Raw genomic sequence first — 20191 nt, 5'->3', positions numbered from 1 at the left:
GATTACAAGTCGAATTTCACTTCATCCAGCAGTTGCAAGGCGTCCTTGCGGTGCTTGGCATAATCGCTGACCGGCATGGGGTCAGACTTGAACGTGCCCCAGGACTTGACCATGGCAGAAGGCTCGACCCCCGCCTTGACCGGGTACTCGGCATTCACGTCCGCATACATGTGCTGGGCGGTATCCCCGGAGAGGAACTCCATCAGCTTCTGTGCTGCGTCCTTGTTCTTGGCATACTTGGTCATGGCCACGCCGCTCACGTTGACGTGAGCACCGCGATCACCCTGGTTCGGGAAGTTGATTTCCACCGCGTCGGCCCAGGACTTCTGCGCCGGGTCCTTCAACATGGCACCCAGGTAGTAGCTGTTGCCCAGGGAGACATCACAGATGCCGTCCTTGATCGCCTTGACCTGATCACGGTCGTTGCCCTGGGGCTTGCGCGCCAGGTTGGCCTTGACCCCTTCCAGCCAGGTCTTGGTATCCGCCATGCCGTGATGGGCAATCATGGACGAAACCAGCGCCACATTGTACTCGTGCTTGCCGCTACGGGTACAAATTTTTCCTTTGAATTCAGGCTTGACCAGATCTTCGTAGCGGATGGTGTCGAGCTTGCCAAGACGCTCCTTGCTGGAGTAGATGGCACGCACCCGGGTGGTCAGGGCGAACCAGCGGTTGTCCGGATCGCGATAGATGGAGGGGATGTTCTCCTGCAGCGTCTTGCTGTCCACCGGCTGCACCAGGTCCTTGTCCACCAGCTCGGTCAGACGGCTGATGTCCACGGTCAGCATCAGATCGGCCGGAGAGAGCTTGCCTTCCCGTTCCAGACGCTCGTTCAGCCCCTCTTTGGCAAACACCACATTGACCTTGATCCCGGTCTCCTTCTCGAACTGCTGGATGATGGGCTTGATCAGCTCATCCTGACGGTTCGAATAGACGTTTACCTCCTGGGCGGCGAACGCCGACTGGGCAACAAGCGTGGAGAAAGCCAGTGCCAACATCTTCATTTTCATCATCCGTTCCTTGTCTGCGTAAAGAGTGATAACCATTTTCGTTTGCATTCTGCATGAATCGGGAGGAGAGGATCAAGGCGGTTTGCTGGGTTGGAACGATCTATTTAATCAGCGGCCAAACAAAAAGACCGGATGGAATCCCATCCGGTCTTTCGACGACCACCCATTCACACTGTCGGCAGAACCTGCCCGGACCTTTGCCCGACCCGGCCGGGCAAAGGAGCGTACTCAGAGCGCCTCGTCGTCGCTCTCACCAGTACGAATACGCACCGCTTGCAGCAGGTCATAGACGAAAATCTTGCCGTCACCGATCTTGCCGGTATAGGCCGCCTTGCAGATGGCCTCGATCACCCCTTCGACGTTCTCGTCTGCGGTAGCGATCTCCAGCTTCACCTTCGGCAGAAAGTCGACCTGGTACTCGGCCCCCCGGTATAATTCGGTGTGCCCCTTCTGGCGACCAAAACCCTTCACTTCGGAGACGGTCAGGCCTTCCACCCCCAGGTTGGCGATGGCCTCGCGCACGTCGTCCAACTTGAAAGGTTTGATAATCGCAGTAATCAGCTTCATCTGGTTGCTCCCAATCCATGGTATGTCACGAATGGGTCATCAATTCTTGTGCCAAGTATTTTTATCGTTTATTTTCATATAGATAGACATGACACTCTGAGCCAGAAAGGCTCAGGATCACCAAGGAAGCGCATCTCGCCCCATAATGAGGCACCAAGCTGCACCAGACTCCCTTGATGCACCAAATGAGAGCATCACCCCATGTTAGTCATCTCCAACAGCGTGATCATCCCCTGGCATGAACTGCAATTCCAGACCATGCGGGCCCAGGGCAATGGCGGCCAGCACGTCAACAAGACCGACTCCGCCGTCTGGCTGCGCTTCGATTATCGCGACTCCCCCAGCCTGCCGCCGCTCTACAAGGAGGGACTGGAGCGGCTCAGCGACAGCCGGGTTCGCGACGGTTTCATCCAGATCCGGGTCGAGACCCATCGCAGCCAGGACATGAATCGCAAGGAGGCCATGAGCCGCCTGACCGAGCTGCTGAAAAAAGCCGCGTGGCGCCCCAAGGCCCGCCACGCCACCAAGCCGACCCGCAGCTCCCAACGCAAGCGGGTCGATGCCAAGAAACGCAAGGGAGAGATCAAATCCACCCGCGGCAAGCCCGTGCTGGAGTGACCTGCCACAAGCCCGAGGACAAGAGAATGCAGTACAGCTTTTGTGAATGCGCCAAGGGGCCCTTGCTCATCGCCATCGATGGGGCCGGGCTGCGCCACGTGGAATTCATGCAAGGGGAGCGCCCCGTCCTGCCGCAACCGGAGTGGCAGCGGGATGATGCCGCCCTGGCCCCCTTCGTCGAGCAGTTTGCCGCCTACTTTGCCGGCCGACTGCGGCGCTTCGATCTCCCCCTGGCCGCCACGGGCACACCATTCCAGCAGGCCGTGTGGCAGGCGTTGTGCGACATTCCCTACGGCGAGACCGTCAGCTACCTCCAGATTGCAGAGGCCATCGGCAACCCCAGGGCCGTGCGGGCGGTGGGCGCCGCCAACGGCCGCAATCCCCTCAGCATCATAGTACCCTGCCACAGGGTCATAGGGCGCAGCGGTGAACTGACCGGCTACGGGGGAGGCATCCCCATCAAGCGCTGGTTGCTGGCACTGGAGCAGGAGACCGCAGACCACTTCGCGCTGACCCCATGAAGGGGCGCGCCTCCTGTCAAATGCAGGTTGCGGGTGCAGGCACCACAGACCACAGGCCACTCGCGCGGATCCTCTGACGAGCGGCATCTCCATCACATACGAGTTGCTGGTCCCAACAGCAGACAGCAGACAGCAGACAGCAGACAGCAGACAGCAGACAGAAGGCGGTATTGCACTATCCATGACGGGCAACACCACAATTACATGCTGGTTGTTTGCCATCTGGCAGCATGGTTACGTGATGCGTTGAGCCGTCACCGGGATAATCTGTCGCCGGATCCGCCCCATGGCAAGAGCGTGCCCACCGCCCCGATTCATCTTTCCTTTGAGCAGCACAACAAAATAAATCGCTGATTATTTATTTTATTTCAGCATCAAACATTTAAAAATCACATTACAGCAGCATTTTGAAAATGAACACAGTATGAAGAATCGCCTCAGAAGCGCTTCAGAGAGTATCAGGCATCATGGCTTCACACTTGGATGGGACGGCTCATCCCTCATTCAGGTGGCACCCATGTGACGCTTCCAATCTGTCTTTTCCCCGCGCCTCCCCAGAGGCGCTTTTTTTGCCTGCAAGCGGGTGCAAAAAAGCCCGCCGAAGCGGGCAATGACCGGAAGGTGCTGACTTCCAGGGTCTATCAGAGGGCGAGGAACAAGCCTGCCAGGGAGGCGCTCATCAGGTTTGCCAGCACCCCCGCCAGGATGGCGCGCATGCCGTAGCGGGCGATGAAGGACTTGCGCTCCGGCACCATGGCCCCCAGGCCGCCGATGAGGATCGCCATGGAAGAGATGTTGGCGAAACCGCACAGGGCGAAGGTGACGATGGCCTTGCTCGACTCGTTCAAGGTCTGATCCTGCACCAGGGCAATGAAGGCGACGAACTCGTTGATGACGATCTTGGTGCCGATCAGGGCACCAGCCGCCTGGGCCTGATCCCAGGGGACGCCGATGAGCCAGGAGACGGGGGCAAACAGCCAGCCCAGGATGATCTGGAAGCTCAGCTCCAGCCCCACCAGGTCGCCGGCCCAGCCCAGCAGGCCGTTGAGCAGGGCGATCACGCCGACGAAGGCCAGCAGGGTCGCCCCCACGGCGACGGCGATGTTGAGACCCGCCATGGCGCCATCGGCGGCCGCTTCAATGACGTTGGTGACGCGGGGGATCTCCACGTCTTCGTGGTGATCTTCCTCTTGCGCGGCGGGCGGCACCAGGATCTTGGCCATGGCAAGCCCGGCAGGGGCGGACATGAAGGCCGCCGCAATCAGGTATTTCAGCTCGACCCCGATGCTGGCGTAGCCCACCAGGGTGCCGCCGGCTACCGAGGCCAGCCCGCAGCTCATCACCGCAAAGAACTGGGAATCGGACATCCTGGAGAGATAGGGTTTGACCACCAGCGGCGCTTCCACCATGCCGACGAAGATGTTGGCGGTGGCAGAGAGGCTCTCGGCGCGTCCGGTGCCCAGCAATTTCTGCAGGCCGCCGCCGAGCAGGGCGATCACTTTGGGCATCAGGCCGATGTGATAGAGGATGGCGATCAGCGCGGAGAAGAAGATGATCACCGGCAGCACGTTGAAGGCGAAGATGAAACCGAGTTTGAACTTGGCCAGATCCCCGAACAGGAAGGCAATCCCCTCCTGGCCGTAGCCGATGACGCTGCTGACGCTCTCGCTGACACCGTTCAAGACCTGTTGACCGGCGGGCAGCCAGAGCACCAGGGCGGCGAAGAGCACTTGCAGGCAGAGAGCAAAGCCCACTGTTCGCAACGGGATACGACGACGATTATCAGAGCAGAGTGCGGCCAGGGCCAGGATGCTCAGGATACCAAGCAGGGCAATCATGGGGGATTCCATCCAGTGAGGCTGAAGATGGGCGCGGATTCTGCTCCCCTCCCCTCACCGCCGCAACCCCGCCGGGTTACAACCCTGTTAGCAAAAACGTTTGCACGATATCGGTTGCGCCAACTGACTGATTTGACACAACTTTGAAACCGCACTCACGCCAGTGTTCTTGTATGGAAACGATTATTCCTCGGTGCCGGACAATTTTCCCCCGAGCCAGGGTGCGAGTCGCTGCGCCCAGTAGGGCCCGGGTCCGAAGCTCTCCTTGAGGAAGTCGATGAAGAGGCGGATCTTGGGATCCAGATGCTCTCGCCTGGCATAGACGGCGTGCACCGCCATCTTCTGGTTCGGTTGCCACTGGGGCAGCAGAGGGATGAGCTGACCAGATTGCAGCTCCTTGTCCAGCAGGTAGTTGGCCACATAGGCGATGCCGAGCCCGGCCAGGGCGGCGTCCCGCACCGCTTCCGCCAGATCCACCCGATAGTTGCCCGCCACCTGCACCGTCTGGCGCTCCTTGCCCTGGCGAAATGACCACTCGTGGTAGCGCCGCTCCCGGCTCTGGTAGGTGATGCAATTGTGATGGGCCAGATCCCTGGGGTGCAGTGGCGTGCCGTGACTCAGCAGATAATCCGGCGAGGCCACCAGCACGAAACCGATATCTGCCAGTCGCTGCCCTACCAGGGACTCGGGTTTGTCCTCGTAGGTGGTGATCCAGAGATCCAGCCCCTCATCCACCAGATTGGTGCGGTGATCGAACAGGGACACCTCCAGCTCCAGATCCGGATAACGTGCCTGAAACGCCTTGAGGCGCGGGATCACGTGCAACCGCCCGAAGGATTGACCAACCCCTAGATGGAGCACGCCGCTCACCTTGCCACGGCGCTCCGCCACCATGGATTCCGCCTCCAGCGCCACCGCCACCAGAGCGCGGCAGTGGCGGGCATACTCCTGACCCAGTTCGGTGAGCCCGAAACGGCGGGTAGTGCGCTGTACCAGCTGGGCGCCGAGCGCGGTTTCCAGCAGGGCGAGCTGCTTGCTGATGTGGGATTTGGAGACCCCGAGGCGGCGCGCAGCCGCCGAGATGCCCTGTTCACGAACCAGGGCATCGAAGATCACCATTTGGGGAAGACGTTGCAGCACGGTGTCACCGGAGTGGATGGCGGGCCCGCATTATTCCAGAGCGGCCCGCCATGGGGTAGGGTCAGTGCCCCAAGGCATCGATGATCTGCTGTTTGAGAGGATCATTCGACGGATTCTGGTTGGCGCCATAGCTCGCAATCAGCTTGCCGTCCCGCCCGACCAGGTACTTGTGGAAGTTCCAGTTGGGCACATCACCGTCGGCAGCAGCGGCCAGCCCCTTGAACAGCGGCACCGCATCCGAACCCCGCACCGCCACCCGGTTGAACATGGGGAAGGTCACCCCGTAGTCCCGGCGGCACACCTCGGCGGTTTTGTTCTCGTTGCCCGCCTCCTGCCAGAAATCGTTGGAGGGGAAGCCCAACACCATCAGTCCCTTCTCCTTGTAGCCCTGATAGAGGGCTTCCAGATCCCGGAACTGACCGCTGTAACCACAGTAGGAGGCGGTGTTGACCACCAGCACCACCTTGCCCTCGGTCAACTGGCAGAGGTTGTGGCGCTGGGTGCTGTTGAGCTCCCGCATCTCCACGTTGAAGTAATCGGGGCAGGCGGCAGAGACCGTGCCCGAGCCGAGCATCAGCAGCAGGGTGAACCATTTCATCGACGTGACTCCCATTGTTTTGTCCATCATACGCAAGACCCCGGAATCTGGTTCAGGGATCAGTGCAGGGGGATCCCGGTCAGCCAGCCGTGTCCCCAGAAGATAAGCAGAGCCGTGAGGGCCAGCCCCGCCCCCAGACTGATCCCCGTCCCCTGCCAGGTGGCGGCGGCACGGGGGTGACGACCCCACTCCCGCATCGAAATCCAGACGATGCTGATGAGTGCCCAGAGACCGATCCCGCCAAACAGCACCAGAGAACGCGCCTCGCTGTTTACCGCCAGATGGGCCCCCGACCAGAGCAGCACCCCGAGCAGCTGGGGATGCACCAGCCAACGGCGGAAATGGTTGGCCCCCTGCCCCGCGCACAGCAGGACGAGGGCGATCGGCATGACCCCCATCACCAGGGTGGGTCCCCAGACAGGCAGAAAATAGAGGGGCATGGGGCTGGCACTGCGCCAGCCTGCGAGGATGCAGCCGATGGCGACGAACACCAGCAGCGAGAAGAGCCCCTTGTAGCGGTTCTCCCCCAGCCGAGCCCGCAGACGGGCGCGGTGCTGTGCCGCGAAACAGGGGTAGAGATGGATCAGGGTGAACAACACCACCCCCAGGGTCAGCAGGATCATGGCTCGCACCTCGCATATTGCCCCCCGGAATGGGAAGCCCTCCCTCAGGCGGGCCTTGTTTCTCGTGGCTCCCTCACTGTCGGGAGATCACTATGCCGCAAAGCCCCTTGTCAGAATACAAAAACCATATGAAAGACAGCAGGATAATAAAAAAAGCCGACCCAAGGATCGGCAAGTGCGTCAGAGGTGCCACGCCGGGCCGCTCACTCTGCTGCACGGGGCAGGGTCAGGCCGATGCACCGCATCGGCCAGGAGAGAGGGTCATTTGCGCAGCAGGTAGAGAGCCGCCACGTTGCGAGCCGTGAGCTGCAGGTTGGTGGTGGCGGTGGCCAGCGCCTCCGGCAGGGACATGGCCCGATTGACCACGGCGAACACCGCATCCAGTCCGTGCTCGTGCACCACGCCGCAGTCATCGGTGAGGCATCCGGCGATGCCGATCACCGGCTTGCCGAACTGCTTGGCACAGCGAGCTACCCCGATGGGCGTCTTGCCATGGATGGTCTGGCTGTCGATGCGGCCCTCGCCGGTGATGACCAGATCCGCATCGGTCACCGCCTCGGCCAGGTTCAGCGCCTCGATGACAATCCGGATGCCGGGTTTGAGCTCGGCGCCGAGCAGCCCCACCAGGGCTGCCCCCATGCCGCCTGCGGCCCCCGTTCCCGGGATCTCCTTCACCTGCTTGCCAAGCGCCTGCTCGATGCAGTCCGCGTAACGGGCCAGATTGGCATCCAGCTCGGCCACCATCTCGGGAGTTGCCCCCTTCTGCGGACCGAACACGGCGGACGCCCCTTTGGGGCCGCACAGCGGATTGTCCACGTCGCAGGCCACCTCGATGGTGAGTCCGGTCAGACGGGGATCCAGCCCGCTCAGGTCGATGGTGGCCAGCTCGGCCAGACCGGCACCGCCCGGCGCGATGGGGGTACCATCTGCTTTCAGGAGCTTGCCGCCGAGTGCCTGGATCATGCCGGCACCGCCGTCATTGGTGGCGCTGCCGCCGATGCCGAGGATGAGGTGGTTCACCCCCATCTCCAGCGCGGCCAGGATCAGCTCCCCGGTGCCGACACTGGAGGTGAGCCGCGGATTGCGCAGCTCGGGCGCCACCAGATGAAGGCCGGAGGCCGCCGCCATCTCGATGACGGCGCGCTTGCCATCCCCCAGCAGGCCCACGAAGCCCTGTACCCTGTTGCCGAGGGGAGCGGTCACCTCGACCGGCAGGATGCGACCACCGGTGGCATCCACCAGAGACTGCACCGTCCCCTCGCCGCCATCGGCCATGGGCAGCTTGACGTAGGTGGCATCCGGCAGCACCTGCTTGAAACCGGCCTCGATGGCATCGGCCACCGCCATGGCGCTCAGGCTCTCCTTGAATGAATCGGGGGCGATCACAATTTTCATATCAGTTCCTTAGGCGAGGCCAAACACGCCAAACATCAGGGTGGAGACAACGGCGACGGTCAGACCGACCGCGGTTTCGTAGGGGATGAGCTTGAGTCGCTCGCCGACGCCCATGTGGACGCTGCCGCCGGTGGCATGGAAGAAGGAGCCGTGGGGCATGTGGTCAAACACGGTGGCGCCTGCGTGGATCATGGCGGCCCCTGCCAGGCTGCTGATCCCCAGTTCAATCAGAGTGGCGCTGAACACGTTGGAGGCCACCACGGTCCCGGCCGTGGTCGAGGCGGTCGCCAGCGACATCAGGGCACCGGAGATGGGGGCCAGCAGATAGGAGGGCAGACCGGAAGCGGTCAGGCCGCTGATGAGCACATCTTTCAGGCCGGAGTTGGCGATGATGCCCGCCAGGGTCCCCGTCCCCAGCAGCATGATGGCCACCGGCGCCATGCGGGCCAGGCCCGAGACGGCAAACTGGTTCACCTTGGTGAACTTGCCCATCATCAGGGCCCCCACCAGGCCGCCGAGAGGCAGCGCAATGAGCGGGTCCACCACGATGCCGGCGATGGGACGCAGGGCCAGCAGCAGGATGGCGACCAGGGGCGCACTGATGGCGGCGGCAAAGCCGGGCAACTTGGCACCGTCAACGCTCACCACCTCGTCGGCGGCCACCTTGCTGCCCCGGTTGTTGAGGCGCTTGGCGAGCCAGTAGGCCATCACCAGACCGAACAGGCCGGGAATGATGCCCGCCGCCATCACCGAGGTGAGAGGCAGGTGGAAGGCATCGGCTGCCGCAATGGCGTTGGGGTTGGGAGACATGACGTTGCCCGCCTTGCCACCGCCTATCATCGCCAGCAGGATGGCCGCCTTGGAGAGATCGGCACGGCGGGCGATGGCCAGCGCAATGGGGGCGACCGTGATGACGGCCACGTCCACGAAGACGCCGACCGCTGTCAGGATCAGGGTGGCCAGCGCCAGGGCCAGCAGGGCGCGGGTTTCGCCGAGTTTCTTGACGATGGTCTCGGCGATGGTGGTGGCGGCGCCCGATTCGATGAGCACCCCGGCCAGCACACCCGCCGCCAGGATCCGCATCACCGCCGTGGTGATCCCCTGGGCGCCGCCGATCATCAGGGCGACGGTCTGGGTCAGGTCGGCGCCACCGATCAGGCCACCGGCCAGGGCACCGACAATCATGCCGTAAGCGGGCGGCACCTTCTTCAGGATGAGGAAGATGGCGATGGAAAGCGCGGCGAGCGCGCCGAGCGCGGAGACTGGGATCATGACGGGCACCTTGTTGTTGTAATGAGTGGCGCCATTATGGGGATCCCCGCCTGGAATGCTTTGGCCATAAAACCAAAAAAAACATTTACCGGCCTTGTATTTTTGTTGGAAAAGACAAATCAGCTATCGAGACTGAGCCCGAGATAGAGCAGAAACTTGTCATCTAACTTGTTGAAATTCAAGCCGGTTATCTGCTCTATCCGGGTCAGTCGATAACGCAGGGTGTTGGGGTGAATGAACAGGGCTTCGGCACAGGGATGCAGATCACAATCCTGCAAGAAATATTGGCGCAGCGTCTTTTGCAGCGTTCCCTTTGTGTCCTCCTGCGCCAGCTTTTGCAGCGGAGCCCGCAGCTGATCCGCCTGCCAGGAGTCCGCCAGGGTGCCGAGCAGCACTGAAAGCCGGTAATCCTCGAAGAAATAGACCTGCTTGCGGGGCGACTGGCGCATGCCACGGCGCAAGGTGTCTCGCGCCGTCTGGTAGGAGAGCGCCAGCCCGGGGATGCCGGCGAAGTAATCACCCACCCCGATGCGAACCTTGAAATGGGGAATACGGGAGAGCAGCTGCCGGATCCGGCTGCGCTCCTGCGCCGACTGCCAGACGCCGTCGCTGAGCTGGGCGGGTTTGAGCACCACTATCTCGTCCAGGCCGTTGATGGCCACCAGGTTGTCCCGCTCCGGGTTTTCCAGCAGGTGAACCAGCTCCCTCACCTGGGCGGGCTCGGCCTCCTCCAGCGCCAGCACGGCCACCACCCGGGGCTGGGCGAGATCCAGCTCGAGGAAGCGGGCCACCTGTTGCAGTTGATCGGCCCGCCCTTCGCCGCGAATGAGCTGCAACACCAGCTCCTCCTTGTGGCGCTTGTCCCACTGCAACTGCTCGGTGAGTGCCGCCTGTTCCAGGATGAGCTCGGCGGTCATGCGCACCAGCTCGGCGTAAGCACGCACGATGTCCGGATCCCCAGAGATGCCGATGACGCCGAGCAGCTCCCCCTGATAGGCGATGGGCAGGTTGATGCCGGGCCTCACCCCCTTGAGCTCCCGGGCGGTGGCCTCGCTTATCTCTACCACCCGGTTCTCGGTCAGGGCCAGCACGGCCCCCTCGTGGCGCTGGTGCAGCCGCTCCGGATTGCCGGACGCAATGATGAGTCCCCGCTCATCCATGACATTGACCGAGAACGAGAGGATCTTCATCGCCCGGCTGACTATCTGATGCGCGAGCGCGTCGTTGAGCTGCATTGCCTCTCCATACCATTCGTTGACAGGGTCCCCGGCGTGCGCCATCACCGGGATCACCCGTTAAAGATCCCACATCATCAAGACAAGCGCGGGGGGGATCGCTAGAATAGGCCACTTTACGCTATCAGTGCCCCACCATGGATCAAGGATCCGGCATCATGCCGCTTTGCGCCGTGGTGGTTTCACCCTCCGATATGGACTCCGCTATGGATTATGAATTTCGCCGCGACCCGTTCGGTGGCTATCGCGCCCGGTTCTCCATGGGCCATGAAGCCATCGGCCAGTGGTTGATCGACGAGGTGGGCAAGGACGAGGAGAAGCTCGACGAGCTGTTCGCCATCATCGACCAGCTCTCCAGCCGGGCCCGCACCGAATACCGGCTGCTGGGGGGCGACTACTCCCTGCTGCTGACCCACGAGGAAGCCGAGGTGAAGGCCAATGTACTCAATATCGAGCAGGACGAGGATCTCGACGATCTCGCCTACTACGATGATGAACAGCTGGCCATGTGCGGGCTGGAAGATTTTGCCCAGGTACTCGGCTCCTGGCGCGCCTTTATCCGCAACGAGGATATGGGCTGATTACCCCCATCCGGGCGAGCATGCCCCTTGCAACCCAACAGGATTGACTATGTCCATTTACGATTTTGATGACGAACTGCCGGAAGACGAGCTGGATCAACCGAAGAAACCCGCCCAGCCCAAGAAGAAGGGCAAGCAGGTGCTGAACACCCAAGTCAACCTGAGCCCGCGCGATGCCAGCCGCCTGAACGGCATGCACGTCGAGGCCATCACCACCCTGGATGACGTCAGTCTGCCGAAGAACGTCATCTTCAAGGCCGGTCTCATCGCCCTGGGCGAGCTGGAAGCCAGCAAACGCGCCGACATCATCGCCCGGGTCATCGCCGAGTCAGGTCGCTGATACGGGAAGGCCATCGCCTCTCTCGGTGACATCTTGCCGCCGCCCAAGCCGGAGCCCAGCTCCGGCTTTTCATTGCGCGTCTTCTGCCGGCCAGTCCCTTTTCCTTAAACCAGACCATGGGGATCGTTAAGGTGCGCCCTTCATTCATACAAGGAGACTCGATGTTACCACTCCCCGATATCCTCATCTGGCTCGTCCTGGGTCTCGCCGTACTCTGCTGCCTCGCCCGCCGAACCAGGCCCGGCATGCTTCTGTTGGGACTAGCCCTGCTCACCGCCCTCTGGCTTGAGCGACTCGCGCCCCTCGCCGCTCTTGTCAGCCTCGCCGGTCTGCTGCTGGCCTGGCGTACCCCCACCCTGCCCCCACCCTGGCGTGGCGTCGCACTGACGCTGATCCTGCTGTGGTCCCTCGCCCTGACGCTGCATCTGGTGCCCGGCTTTGACAATCTCAGGGTGCTCGACAAGGTACAGGCGGGCCCGGCCAGCGTGCCCTTCACCCTCAACCTCAATCTGGACAAGCCGCTCATTTTCTTCGCCCTGCTGCTGGCAATCCCCGGCCTGCTCGGCCCGGGTGGAACGATGCGCTGGCGGCCGCTGGCCCTGCTCATCCTGCCGCTCGCGGCCCTGCTCATCACCGCCTGGCAACTGGGCGCCCTCAAACCCGAAGCGGGACTGCCCCACTGGTGGTGGCTGTTCGCATTCAACAACCTGCTGTTCACCTGTGTGGCGGAAGAAGCGCTGTTCCGGGGATGCATCCAGCAAGGGGTGGCAAGCCGAAGCACGCCCTGGGCAGGTCTCCTGGTCGCCAGCCTGCTGTTCGGCGCAGCCCATCTTGCCGGTGGCCCGTTGCTGGTGTTGTTCGCCGCGCTGGCGGGGGCCTGCTATGGCCTGGCGTTCCAGCTGAGCGGGCGCCTCAGTGTCGCCATCCTGCTCCACTTCCTGTTCAACTTCGCCCACCTGGCCCTGTTTACCTATCCCCTGGCCAGCCACTGACGTCGAGCACCGATTCACCGGGCAAAAAAAATGCCCCGCCCCCGTGGGGGCAGGGCATCTGCATTCACCCTGCAATCTAGTCGACGTAGAAGGTCTGCTGGAAAGTCAGCGTCTGCTGCTGCCCCTCCCCCATGATCTTCAGGGTGAACTGGTAGGTGTCCTCATTGCGATAGGGCAGCACTGCCAGGTAATAGATGGCATTCCCCTCTTTCACCTCCTGAAAATTCAGGGTGCGAAGGGTGCCGGTCAGATTGCGGGCTTCGCCGCTGATCCCCACCGCCTGTGCCACCCCCTGCTTGTTCTGCACCGCGATATTGACGATGCCGTTATAGCGGCTGCGCTCCAGGCCATAGGTCCTGGCTACCTCGGGGGTGAGGAAGCTGGAGTTGAACGCGGTGTAGTGCACTTTCCAGGGGCCCAGCTCCTGCATCTGCTCAGCCCGCAGCGGCAGCGTCATCAGGAGTGCCAGCAGGCAACTCATCCAGGCTGTTTTCATGATGTCATCCCTCTCGTATCAACCCTGATTATCGAGCAGAGCGGCAATCTCGGCGGGGATCTGCTTTGGCGCGTCGATGGCGACCGTCTTGTGCCGACCCAGCTCCCCCCGCAGGATGCGAACCTGCCCCTTGGCCACCTTGCACTGCTTGGCCAGGTACTTGATCAGGTGACTGTTGGCCTGACCATCCACCGGCGGTGCCGTGACGGCCACTTTCAACTCGTCACCGTGCAATCCGATGATCTGATCCCGGCTCGCCTTGGGCTGGATCATCAGATGCAACACCAGCTCGTCCCCTTCCAGCAGGACGGCGGGCATCAGATCATCCACCACAACTGGCCGAACAGATCCCCCATCAGGTAGTTGATGGCCTGCAGCGCGATGAAAGCGACCAGCACGGAGAGATCCAGCCCGCCCAGTGCAGGCAGGATACGGCGAATGGGGGCCAGGAAGGGTTCAGTGAGCTGGTGCATCACGTATTCAATGGGGTTGCGACCCTGACTGACCCAGCTCAGGATGGCGCGGATAAGCAGGATCCAGAAGATCATGGAACCCGCTTTCTTCAGCACGGTGAGCGTCGCAAACAGACAGAGAGTGAGCCAGTCCGCCTGCAGCACATTCATGCTCTTGAGCAGGACCAATTTGCCAAAGGCGATCAGCAGCGCCAGCAGCACAGAGGCCATGTCCAGCCCGCCAAAACCCGGGATGACGCGGCGCAGGGGCACCACCAGCGGGTTGGTCAGCTTGACCACCATCTGGCTCATGGGGTTGTAGAAGTCGGCCCGCGCCCACTGCAGCCAGACCCGCAGCAGCACCACCATGAGGTAGAGATCAAAGACAGTGTTAATCAAAAAGTAAGCCGTGTTCATCCGGGCTCCTTGCTAAAAGGGATTCAGAAAAGGGTTTCCATTTCGCCGGCCCGGGTAACGGCCGCCTGCATGGCTCTTGCGGTCAGCGGCATCAGCCCCTGCTCCTGGAATGTCTTGACGGCCTCGGCCGTGGTCCCGCCCTTGCTGGTCACCTGCTCGCGCAGGGTCTGCAGCGACAACTCGGGATTCTGCTCCACCATGGCGGCCGCCCCCAGGGCGGTTTGCTGCACCAGCAGGCGAGCCTGCTCCGGCGTAAAGCCCATGGCCTCGGCCTCCTCGGCAATCGCCTGCATGAACAGGAAGAAGTAGGCCGGGGCACTGCCCGCCGCCGCAATGACGCCGTTGATGCCGGCCTCCTGCTCCACCCAGAGGGTCTTGCCCACGGATTGCATCATCTGTTCGGCCACCGCCCGATCGGCCTGCCCGATGGCGGGCGGTGCATAGAGCCCGGTCATCCCCAGCCCCAGCAAGGAGGGGGTGTTGGGCATGGTGCGAATGATGCGATCGTGACCGCCCGCCATCTCCTGCAAACGTGCGACGCGAATTCCGGCGGCGATGGAGATGAGCAACTTGCCATCCAGCGAGCCAAGCTCGGCCACCAGCGCCGTCAGCATGCCCGCCATCAGCTGGGGCTTGACCGCCAGCACGATCACCTCGGCCTCCCGGGCCGCCTCGGCGTTGTCCTGGGTGATACGGATGCCGAACTGGCTGGCCAGTTCGTCCAGCTTGGGGCGGCTGGGATTGGCGGCGATGATACGCTCTACCGGGTAACCCGCCTGGATGAGGCCGGCAATGATACTGCGGCTCATGTTGCCTGCCCCGATGAAGGCGAGGGTTCTCTGCTGCATCAAACACTCCTGTTACTGACATCGCAGCGGATGCCGACCCAGCCTGTGCGGGCTGACAGCATCACACGCGCCTGTTTACCTGAAAAAAGCACGACCGGGGTGTTTCTCGCCCCGGTTCTTGCTCATGAATAGTCACGGGCCCCGAAGATGGCGGTCCCGACCCGCACCATGGTGCTGCCATGGGCAATGGCAGGCTCAAGATCCTCGGTCATTCCCATCGAAAGGGTGTCGACGCTCGGGTATTGTTGCGCAAGCTCGGTGAACAGAGCCTGCATGCGCGCCATCTGGGCCGCCAGCACTCCCTCGTCGCGGGTATGCTCGGGGATGGTCATCAGGCCGCGCAACCGCAGCCGCTCGCTTTGGGCCACCAGGGAGGCCAGGCGGAAAATCTCTTGCTCCGACGTACCGGATTTGCTGCTCTCTCCGCTAATATTGATTTGCAGACAGATATTTAGCGGCGCGAGCCCACTCGGTCTCTGGTTGTTGAGGCGTTCGATGAGCTTGTCGCGATCGACACTTTGAACCCAGTCGAACCGCTCCGCCACCAGCTTGGACTTGTTCGATTGCAGCGGGCCGATAAAGTGCCACTCTATGTCTGTACAGGCGTTCTGCTCGCGCAAGGCATCAATCTTGAGCGCGGCCTCCTGGGCGTAGGATTCGCCAAAGCGCCGCTGACCGGCGGCGTAGGCAGCCTGAATGTCCCCCAGCGGCTTGGTTTTGCTGACAGCAAGCAACTGGATGTGATCTGGGCTGCGGCCAACACGCCGGGCAGCCTCTACAATACGTTCCTTTACCTGAAGCAGGTGCTGGGCAATCTGGCTCATATTTCGTTCGTAATCTTGTGATGGGAGAATAACAAATCTATGGATATCACAGAGTTATTGGCATTCAGTGTAAAGCATAAGGCCTCGGATCTACACCTCTCGGCCGGGGTCCCCCCGATGATCAGGGTTGATGGGGAGGTTCGCAAGATCAATTTGCCCGCCCTGGATCACCGGGAAGTCCATGCTCTCATTTACGACATCATGAATGACCACCAGCGCAAGGAGCTGGAGGAGAACTTCGAGGTGGACTTCTCCTTCGAAGTACCCGGCATGGCACGCTTTCGGGTCAACGCCTTCCAGCAGGCGCGCGGCTCGGGCGCCGTGTTTCGTACCATCCCGAGCACCGTTCTGACCCTGGACGATCTGGGGGCGCCGGAGATATTTCGCAAGATAGCGGAGTACCCTCGCGGCCTGGTGCTGGTGACTGGACCCACCGGCTCGGGCAAATCCACCACCCTGGCCGCCATGGTCGATTACATCAATGACAACTTCCACCACCACATCCTCACCATCGAGGATCCCATCGAATTCGTGCACGAGAACAAGCGCTGCCTGGTGAACCAGCGGGAAGTACACCGCGACACCAAGAGCTTCAGCAACGCCCTGCGCTCGGCCCTGCGGGAAGACCCGGATATCATCCTGGTAGGTGAAATGCGGGACCTCGAAACCATCCGCCTCGCCATGACCGCCGCCGAAACCGGTCACCTGGTGTTTGGCACCCTGCACACCTCCTCGGCTGCCAAGACCATCGACCGTATCATCGACGTCTTCCCCGGCTCGGAGAAGGACATGGTGCGCTCCATGCTCTCCGAATCCCTGCGGGCGGTCATCTCCCAGACCCTGCTCAAGCGTATCGGTGGCGGCCGGGTGGCGGCCCACGAGATCATGCTGGGGATCCCGGCGGTGCGAAACCTCATCCGGGAAGACAAGGTGGCCCAACTCTATTCCGTCATCCAGACCGGGATGACCCACGGCATGCAGACCATGGACCAGAGCCTCAAGCAGCTGGTCAACCGAGGGGTCGTCGCCTCCCTCGATGCCAAAGCCAAGGCGGTCGATCCCAATACCATTTAAGCTCGCACACCCAAGGAGTCGCCATGAACATGGATGTTCTGCTCGCCGCACTGGTTGAACAAAAGGGCTCGGATCTCTTCATCACGGTCGATGCCCCCCCGACCCTCAAGGTCAACGGGCGTCTGGTGTCGCTCAGGCCGGCTCCCCTCGACAAGACGACGGCGCTGGCGTTGATCAGGGAGAGCCTGGACGAGACCCACTTCGAGCGCTTCCTGCACACCCGCGAGGCCAACTACGCCATCCAGCGAGGCTCGCTGGGGCGCTTTCGGGTCAGCGCCTTCTGGCAACAGGATATGCCGGGCATGGTGCTGCGCCGCATCGAGACCCGCATCCCCACCTTTGACGAGCTGGTGCTGCCCCCCATCCTGCAGGAGGTCGCCATGGCCAAACGCGGGCTGGTGCTCTTCGTCGGCGCCACTGGCGCCGGCAAGTCCACCACCCAGGCGGCCATGATAGGCTTTCGCAACCAGCACGGTGACGGCCACATCCTGACGGTGGAGGATCCGGTGGAGTTCGTCCATCAGCACGATCGCTGTCTGGTGACCCAGCGGGAGGTGGGGATCGACACCGCATCCTTCGATGTCGCCCTCAAAAACTCCCTGCGCCAGGCCCCGGATGTCATCCTCATTGGTGAAATCCGCTCCCAGGAGACCATGGAGTTCGCCATCCAGTTCGCCGAGACGGGACACCTCTGCCTCGCCACCTTGCACGCCAACAATGCCAACCAGGCGCTGGATCGCATCCTGCATCTGGTCCCCCAGGAGAAGCACCGCCAGTTCCTGTTCGATCTCTCCTTCAACCTGCGCGCCATCGTCGCCCAGCAGCTGCTCCCCTCCGCTCACGGGCAGCGCCGGGTCGCCGCCTTCGAGATCCTGCTCAACACCCCGCTCGTCACCGACATCATCCGCAAGGGAGAGATGCACAGACTCAAGGAGGTGATGACCAAATCCGGCGAGCTCGGCATGCAGACCTTCGATCAGGCGCTGTTCACCCTGTTCTGCGCCGGCCAAATTGGCTACAGTGAGGCCCTTGCCCATGCCGACTCCGCCAACGACCTGCGACTGCTCATCAAGCTGTCGGGTCGCGAGCAGCTGGGCGCAGGCACTCTCGACAACGTGACCCTGGATGAATGAGGGGCGTGCGTCACCGCTAGTAAAGGACAGTTATGCTGATTGTGGTTTCCCCGGCCAAGACGCTGGATTACGAGTCACCCCTGGTGACCCCCCGTTTCACCCAACCCGAACTGCTGGACCACTCCGCAGCACTGATCACCCGGGCTCGTCAACTGAGCCCGGACCAGATCGCCAGCCTGATGAAGATCAGCGACAAGCTCGCCGGCCTCAACGCCGCCCGCTTTGCCGAGTGGCAGCCTGACTTCACGCCGGCCAACGCCCGCCAGGCGCTGCTGGCCTTCAAGGGGGACGTCTACACCGGTCTGGCCGTAGAAGATTTCAGCGAGGCCGACCTCGACTTCGCCCAGGCCCACCTGCGCATGCTCTCCGGCCTTTATGGCGTACTGCGGCCGCTTGACCTCATGATGCCCTACCGCCTGGAGATGGGGATTAGGCTTGAGAACCCGCGCGGCAAGGACCTCTACCAGTTCTGGGGCGACATCATCACAGCGCACCTGAACAAGGCGCTGGCGGCCCAGGGGGACGACGTGCTGATCAACCTCGCCTCCGACGAGTATTTCAAGTCGGTGCGCCCGAAAGCCCTGCAGGGGCGCATCATCACCCCGGTCTTCAAGGACGAGAAGAACGGCCAGTTCAAGATCATCAGCTTCTACGCCAAGAAGGCCCGCGGCATGATGGCACGCCACATCATCAAGCATCGGCTCACCCGGGTGGAACAGCTGACCGGTTTCAATGCCGACGGCTACTACTTCGTACCGGAAGAGTCCGACGCCAATACCCTGATGTTCAAGCGCGCTGAAAATTAATTACACATTCAAGGGAACCAAGTCGGAGATCCTCGGGTCTGACTCTGTGAATCCTCTGTTGTAAGCACTTTTTGTTGGCCGACGTCCTTGCGTCGGCTTTTTTCTGCGCCTCTCTCAGGTCACTCCCCAGGCAGCAGACAGCAAAACGGCCATCCTGGGATGGCCGTTTCAACTGTGCTCGGGGGCATTACTTCTTTTTCTTCTTTGCCGACTTCTTGGCATCCTTCGGCTTTTTCTTCTTCACCGGCACCCGCGCTTCCTTGTGTCTGGGGCGCAGCTCATCGATCACCCGGCGCTTGAGGCGCTCCTCGGTGTAGCGTTCGATCTTGGCGACCATGGCCATGTCGTGGGCTTCCACCAGGCTGATGGCGCAGCCACGGTTGCCGGCACGGCCGGTACGACCGATGCGGTGCACATAAACATCCGCGCCGTAGGGCATGTCGTAGTTGATGACATGGCTGACGTTCGGCAGATCGATGCCGCGGGCGGCCACGTCGGTGGCGATGAGGAAGGGCACCTCCCCTTCATGGAACTTGCGGATAGACTCGATGCGCTTGGCCTGCTCCATCTCGCCACGGATCCAGGCGCAGGGCACGCCTGCCGCCTGCAACTGGCCGGAAAGCTCCGCCAGTCGCTCACGGGTCTTGACGAAGATGATGGCCTTCTGGGTCTCCGGGTTTTTCAGGATGTGCACCAGCAGAGCCAACTTGTGGGCGGCATCATCGGCCAGGTGGATCCACTGGGTGATGGGGCGGCGCTCGCTGCGGGGCGGCTCGGCGTGCAGCTCAACCGGGTCTTTGAGGATCTCGCTCGCAAACTTCTCGAGGCCGGCCCCTTCCAAGGTGGCGGAGAAGAGCATGGTGTGTTTGCGGTAGCGCGCCTCTTCCACGATGCGGTTCACGTCCTTGATGAAGCCCATGTCCAGCATCCGGTCCGCTTCATCCAGCACCAGCACCTCGATGTCGTGGCTCTCGAACTCCTCTTTCTCGATGTACTCGAGCAGACGGCCCGGGGTGGCCACCACGATGTCGGTGGTCTTGGTCAGGGCAGGTAGCTGCTCTTCATGGCTGACGCCACCGATGATGGTCTCGATGCTGAGATGGGTGTGTACCGCCAGGGCCTTGGCGTGAGCACTCACCTGCAGCGCGAGCTCGCGGGTCGGAGTCAGGATCAACATGCGGCACGGACCCGGCTTGCGGCGCGGGAAGTCCAGCAGGTGCTGCATCGCGGGCAGCAGGAAGGCGGCGGTCTTGCCGGTTCCGGTCGGCGCAGAGGCCAGAATATCGCGGCCGTCCAGGGCTGGCTCCAGCACCATCTGCTGGATGGTGGTGGGGCGGGTGAATCCCATCTCGGCCAAGGCCCGACTGAGGGCTGGATTCAGGTCGAAATCATCAAAGGACTGGCTCATGGC

At 62.1% G+C, this 20191-nt stretch carries 23 protein-coding genes; 8 read left to right on the top strand and 15 right to left on the bottom strand.

The features are described from left to right. Positions 1–2: 2 nt before the first annotated feature. On the bottom strand, positions 3–1010 hold the full coding sequence (locus AB5Y80_RS07805; protein WP_039039971.1) for a Fe(3+) ABC transporter substrate-binding protein: 1008 nt from the start codon (positions 1008–1010) through the stop codon (positions 3–5). 228 nt (positions 1011–1238) lie between these two features. Beyond that, positions 1239–1577: a P-II family nitrogen regulator gene (gene glnK, locus AB5Y80_RS07800; protein ID WP_005332325.1), complete on the bottom strand. Its 339-nt coding sequence runs from the start codon at positions 1575–1577 to the stop codon at positions 1239–1241. Positions 1578–1778: 201 nt separating this feature from the next. Between glnK and arfB the strand changes: the two genes are divergently transcribed. Together arfB and AB5Y80_RS07790 are read left to right on the top strand one after the other, a co-directional pair. Beyond that, positions 1779–2195 carry an alternative ribosome rescue aminoacyl-tRNA hydrolase ArfB gene (arfB, locus tag AB5Y80_RS07795; protein ID WP_368172762.1) on the top strand — a complete coding sequence of 139 codons (417 nt, stop codon included), beginning with the start codon at positions 1779–1781 and terminating at the stop codon, positions 2193–2195. A gap of 26 nt (positions 2196–2221) precedes the next feature. After that, positions 2222–2716 (top strand): methylated-DNA--[protein]-cysteine S-methyltransferase, encoded by a 495-nt coding sequence (locus tag AB5Y80_RS07790; protein WP_041215824.1) that lies wholly within the window; start codon positions 2222–2224, stop codon positions 2714–2716. A 641-nt stretch (positions 2717–3357) separates the two neighbouring features. Here AB5Y80_RS07790 and AB5Y80_RS07785 read toward each other — a convergent pair. The 7 genes from AB5Y80_RS07785 to AB5Y80_RS07755 form a co-directional block, all read right to left on the bottom strand. Beyond that, positions 3358–4554, bottom strand: a complete 1197-nt coding sequence (locus tag AB5Y80_RS07785; protein ID WP_368172761.1) for a NupC/NupG family nucleoside CNT transporter — start codon at positions 4552–4554, stop codon at positions 3358–3360. Between the two features lie 183 nt (positions 4555–4737). Further along, on the bottom strand, positions 4738–5673 hold the full coding sequence (locus tag AB5Y80_RS07780) for a LysR family transcriptional regulator (protein ID WP_010673064.1): 936 nt from the start codon (positions 5671–5673) through the stop codon (positions 4738–4740). An 82-nt stretch (positions 5674–5755) separates the two neighbouring features. Further along, positions 5756–6292: a glutathione peroxidase gene (locus tag AB5Y80_RS07775; RefSeq protein ID WP_368172760.1), complete on the bottom strand. Its 537-nt coding sequence runs from the start codon at positions 6290–6292 to the stop codon at positions 5756–5758. 59 nt (positions 6293–6351) lie between these two features. After that, positions 6352–6915 carry an NnrU family protein gene (locus tag AB5Y80_RS07770; RefSeq protein WP_368172759.1) on the bottom strand — a complete coding sequence of 188 codons (564 nt, stop codon included), beginning with the start codon at positions 6913–6915 and terminating at the stop codon, positions 6352–6354. Positions 6916–7176: 261 nt separating this feature from the next. After that, entirely contained in the window at positions 7177–8310 is a 1134-nt protein-coding gene (locus tag AB5Y80_RS07765; RefSeq protein WP_368172758.1) for a glycerate kinase, read from the bottom strand. Between the two features lie 9 nt (positions 8311–8319). Further along, positions 8320–9582, bottom strand: a complete 1263-nt coding sequence (locus AB5Y80_RS07760) for a GntP family permease (protein WP_125117086.1) — start codon at positions 9580–9582, stop codon at positions 8320–8322. Positions 9583–9701: 119 nt separating this feature from the next. Further along, on the bottom strand, positions 9702–10817 hold the full coding sequence (locus tag AB5Y80_RS07755) for a sugar diacid recognition domain-containing protein (protein WP_039039965.1): 1116 nt from the start codon (positions 10815–10817) through the stop codon (positions 9702–9704). Between the two features lie 206 nt (positions 10818–11023). Between AB5Y80_RS07755 and AB5Y80_RS07750 the strand changes: the two genes are divergently transcribed. From AB5Y80_RS07750 to AB5Y80_RS07740, 3 genes are all read left to right on the top strand, one after another. After that, positions 11024–11398: a YacL family protein gene (locus tag AB5Y80_RS07750; RefSeq protein ID WP_039039964.1), complete on the top strand. Its 375-nt coding sequence runs from the start codon at positions 11024–11026 to the stop codon at positions 11396–11398. 49 nt (positions 11399–11447) lie between these two features. Next, positions 11448–11738, top strand: coding sequence for a hypothetical protein (locus AB5Y80_RS07745; protein WP_039039963.1), 291 nt, complete (start codon positions 11448–11450; stop codon positions 11736–11738). A gap of 161 nt (positions 11739–11899) precedes the next feature. Further along, positions 11900–12730 (top strand): lysostaphin resistance A-like protein, encoded by an 831-nt coding sequence (locus tag AB5Y80_RS07740; protein WP_368172757.1) that lies wholly within the window; start codon positions 11900–11902, stop codon positions 12728–12730. 76 nt (positions 12731–12806) lie between these two features. Here the strand turns inward: AB5Y80_RS07740 and AB5Y80_RS07735 are convergent, their stop codons facing one another. The 5 genes from AB5Y80_RS07735 to AB5Y80_RS07715 all read right to left on the bottom strand — a co-directional run bounded on the left by AB5Y80_RS07735 (position 12807) and on the right by AB5Y80_RS07715 (position 15767). Beyond that, entirely contained in the window at positions 12807–13226 is a 420-nt protein-coding gene (locus AB5Y80_RS07735; protein WP_368172756.1) for a DUF4426 domain-containing protein, read from the bottom strand. A gap of 18 nt (positions 13227–13244) precedes the next feature. Continuing rightward, positions 13245–13544, bottom strand: coding sequence for a DUF167 family protein YggU (gene yggU, locus AB5Y80_RS07730; RefSeq protein WP_368172755.1), 300 nt, complete (start codon positions 13542–13544; stop codon positions 13245–13247). Beyond that, on the bottom strand, positions 13544–14095 hold the full coding sequence (locus tag AB5Y80_RS07725) for a YggT family protein (protein ID WP_010673053.1): 552 nt from the start codon (positions 14093–14095) through the stop codon (positions 13544–13546). The genes yggU and AB5Y80_RS07725 overlap by 1 nt, the downstream gene beginning before the upstream one ends. A gap of 23 nt (positions 14096–14118) precedes the next feature. Then, positions 14119–14943: a pyrroline-5-carboxylate reductase gene (proC, locus tag AB5Y80_RS07720; protein ID WP_368172754.1), complete on the bottom strand. Its 825-nt coding sequence runs from the start codon at positions 14941–14943 to the stop codon at positions 14119–14121. Between the two features lie 122 nt (positions 14944–15065). Further along, complete coding sequence (locus AB5Y80_RS07715; RefSeq protein WP_368172753.1) at positions 15066–15767, bottom strand: YggS family pyridoxal phosphate-dependent enzyme; 702 nt, start codon at positions 15765–15767, stop codon at positions 15066–15068. A 39-nt stretch (positions 15768–15806) separates the two neighbouring features. Between AB5Y80_RS07715 and tapT the strand changes: the two genes are divergently transcribed. Genes tapT through yaaA form a run of 3 tightly spaced genes read left to right on the top strand, consistent with a single transcriptional unit; the run spans position 15807 to position 18780 of the window. Next, complete coding sequence (gene tapT, locus AB5Y80_RS07710) at positions 15807–16841, top strand: type IVa pilus ATPase TapT (protein ID WP_010673050.1); 1035 nt, start codon at positions 15807–15809, stop codon at positions 16839–16841. 23 nt (positions 16842–16864) lie between these two features. Then, complete coding sequence (locus AB5Y80_RS07705; RefSeq protein WP_010673049.1) at positions 16865–17974, top strand: PilT/PilU family type 4a pilus ATPase; 1110 nt, start codon at positions 16865–16867, stop codon at positions 17972–17974. A 32-nt stretch (positions 17975–18006) separates the two neighbouring features. After that, on the top strand, positions 18007–18780 hold the full coding sequence (yaaA, locus tag AB5Y80_RS07700; protein ID WP_323882160.1) for a peroxide stress protein YaaA: 774 nt from the start codon (positions 18007–18009) through the stop codon (positions 18778–18780). 187 nt (positions 18781–18967) lie between these two features. Here the strand turns inward: yaaA and srmB are convergent, their stop codons facing one another. Beyond that, positions 18968–20188, bottom strand: a complete 1221-nt coding sequence (srmB, locus tag AB5Y80_RS07695; protein ID WP_041210934.1) for an ATP-dependent RNA helicase SrmB — start codon at positions 20186–20188, stop codon at positions 18968–18970. Positions 20189–20191 lie beyond the last annotated feature (3 nt).

It is taken from the genome of Aeromonas sp. R2-1 (genome assembly GCF_040908425.1).
GTDB lineage: Bacteria > Pseudomonadota > Gammaproteobacteria > Enterobacterales > Aeromonadaceae > Aeromonas > Aeromonas caviae.
This window is presented reverse-complemented; position numbering and strand designations above follow the sequence as displayed.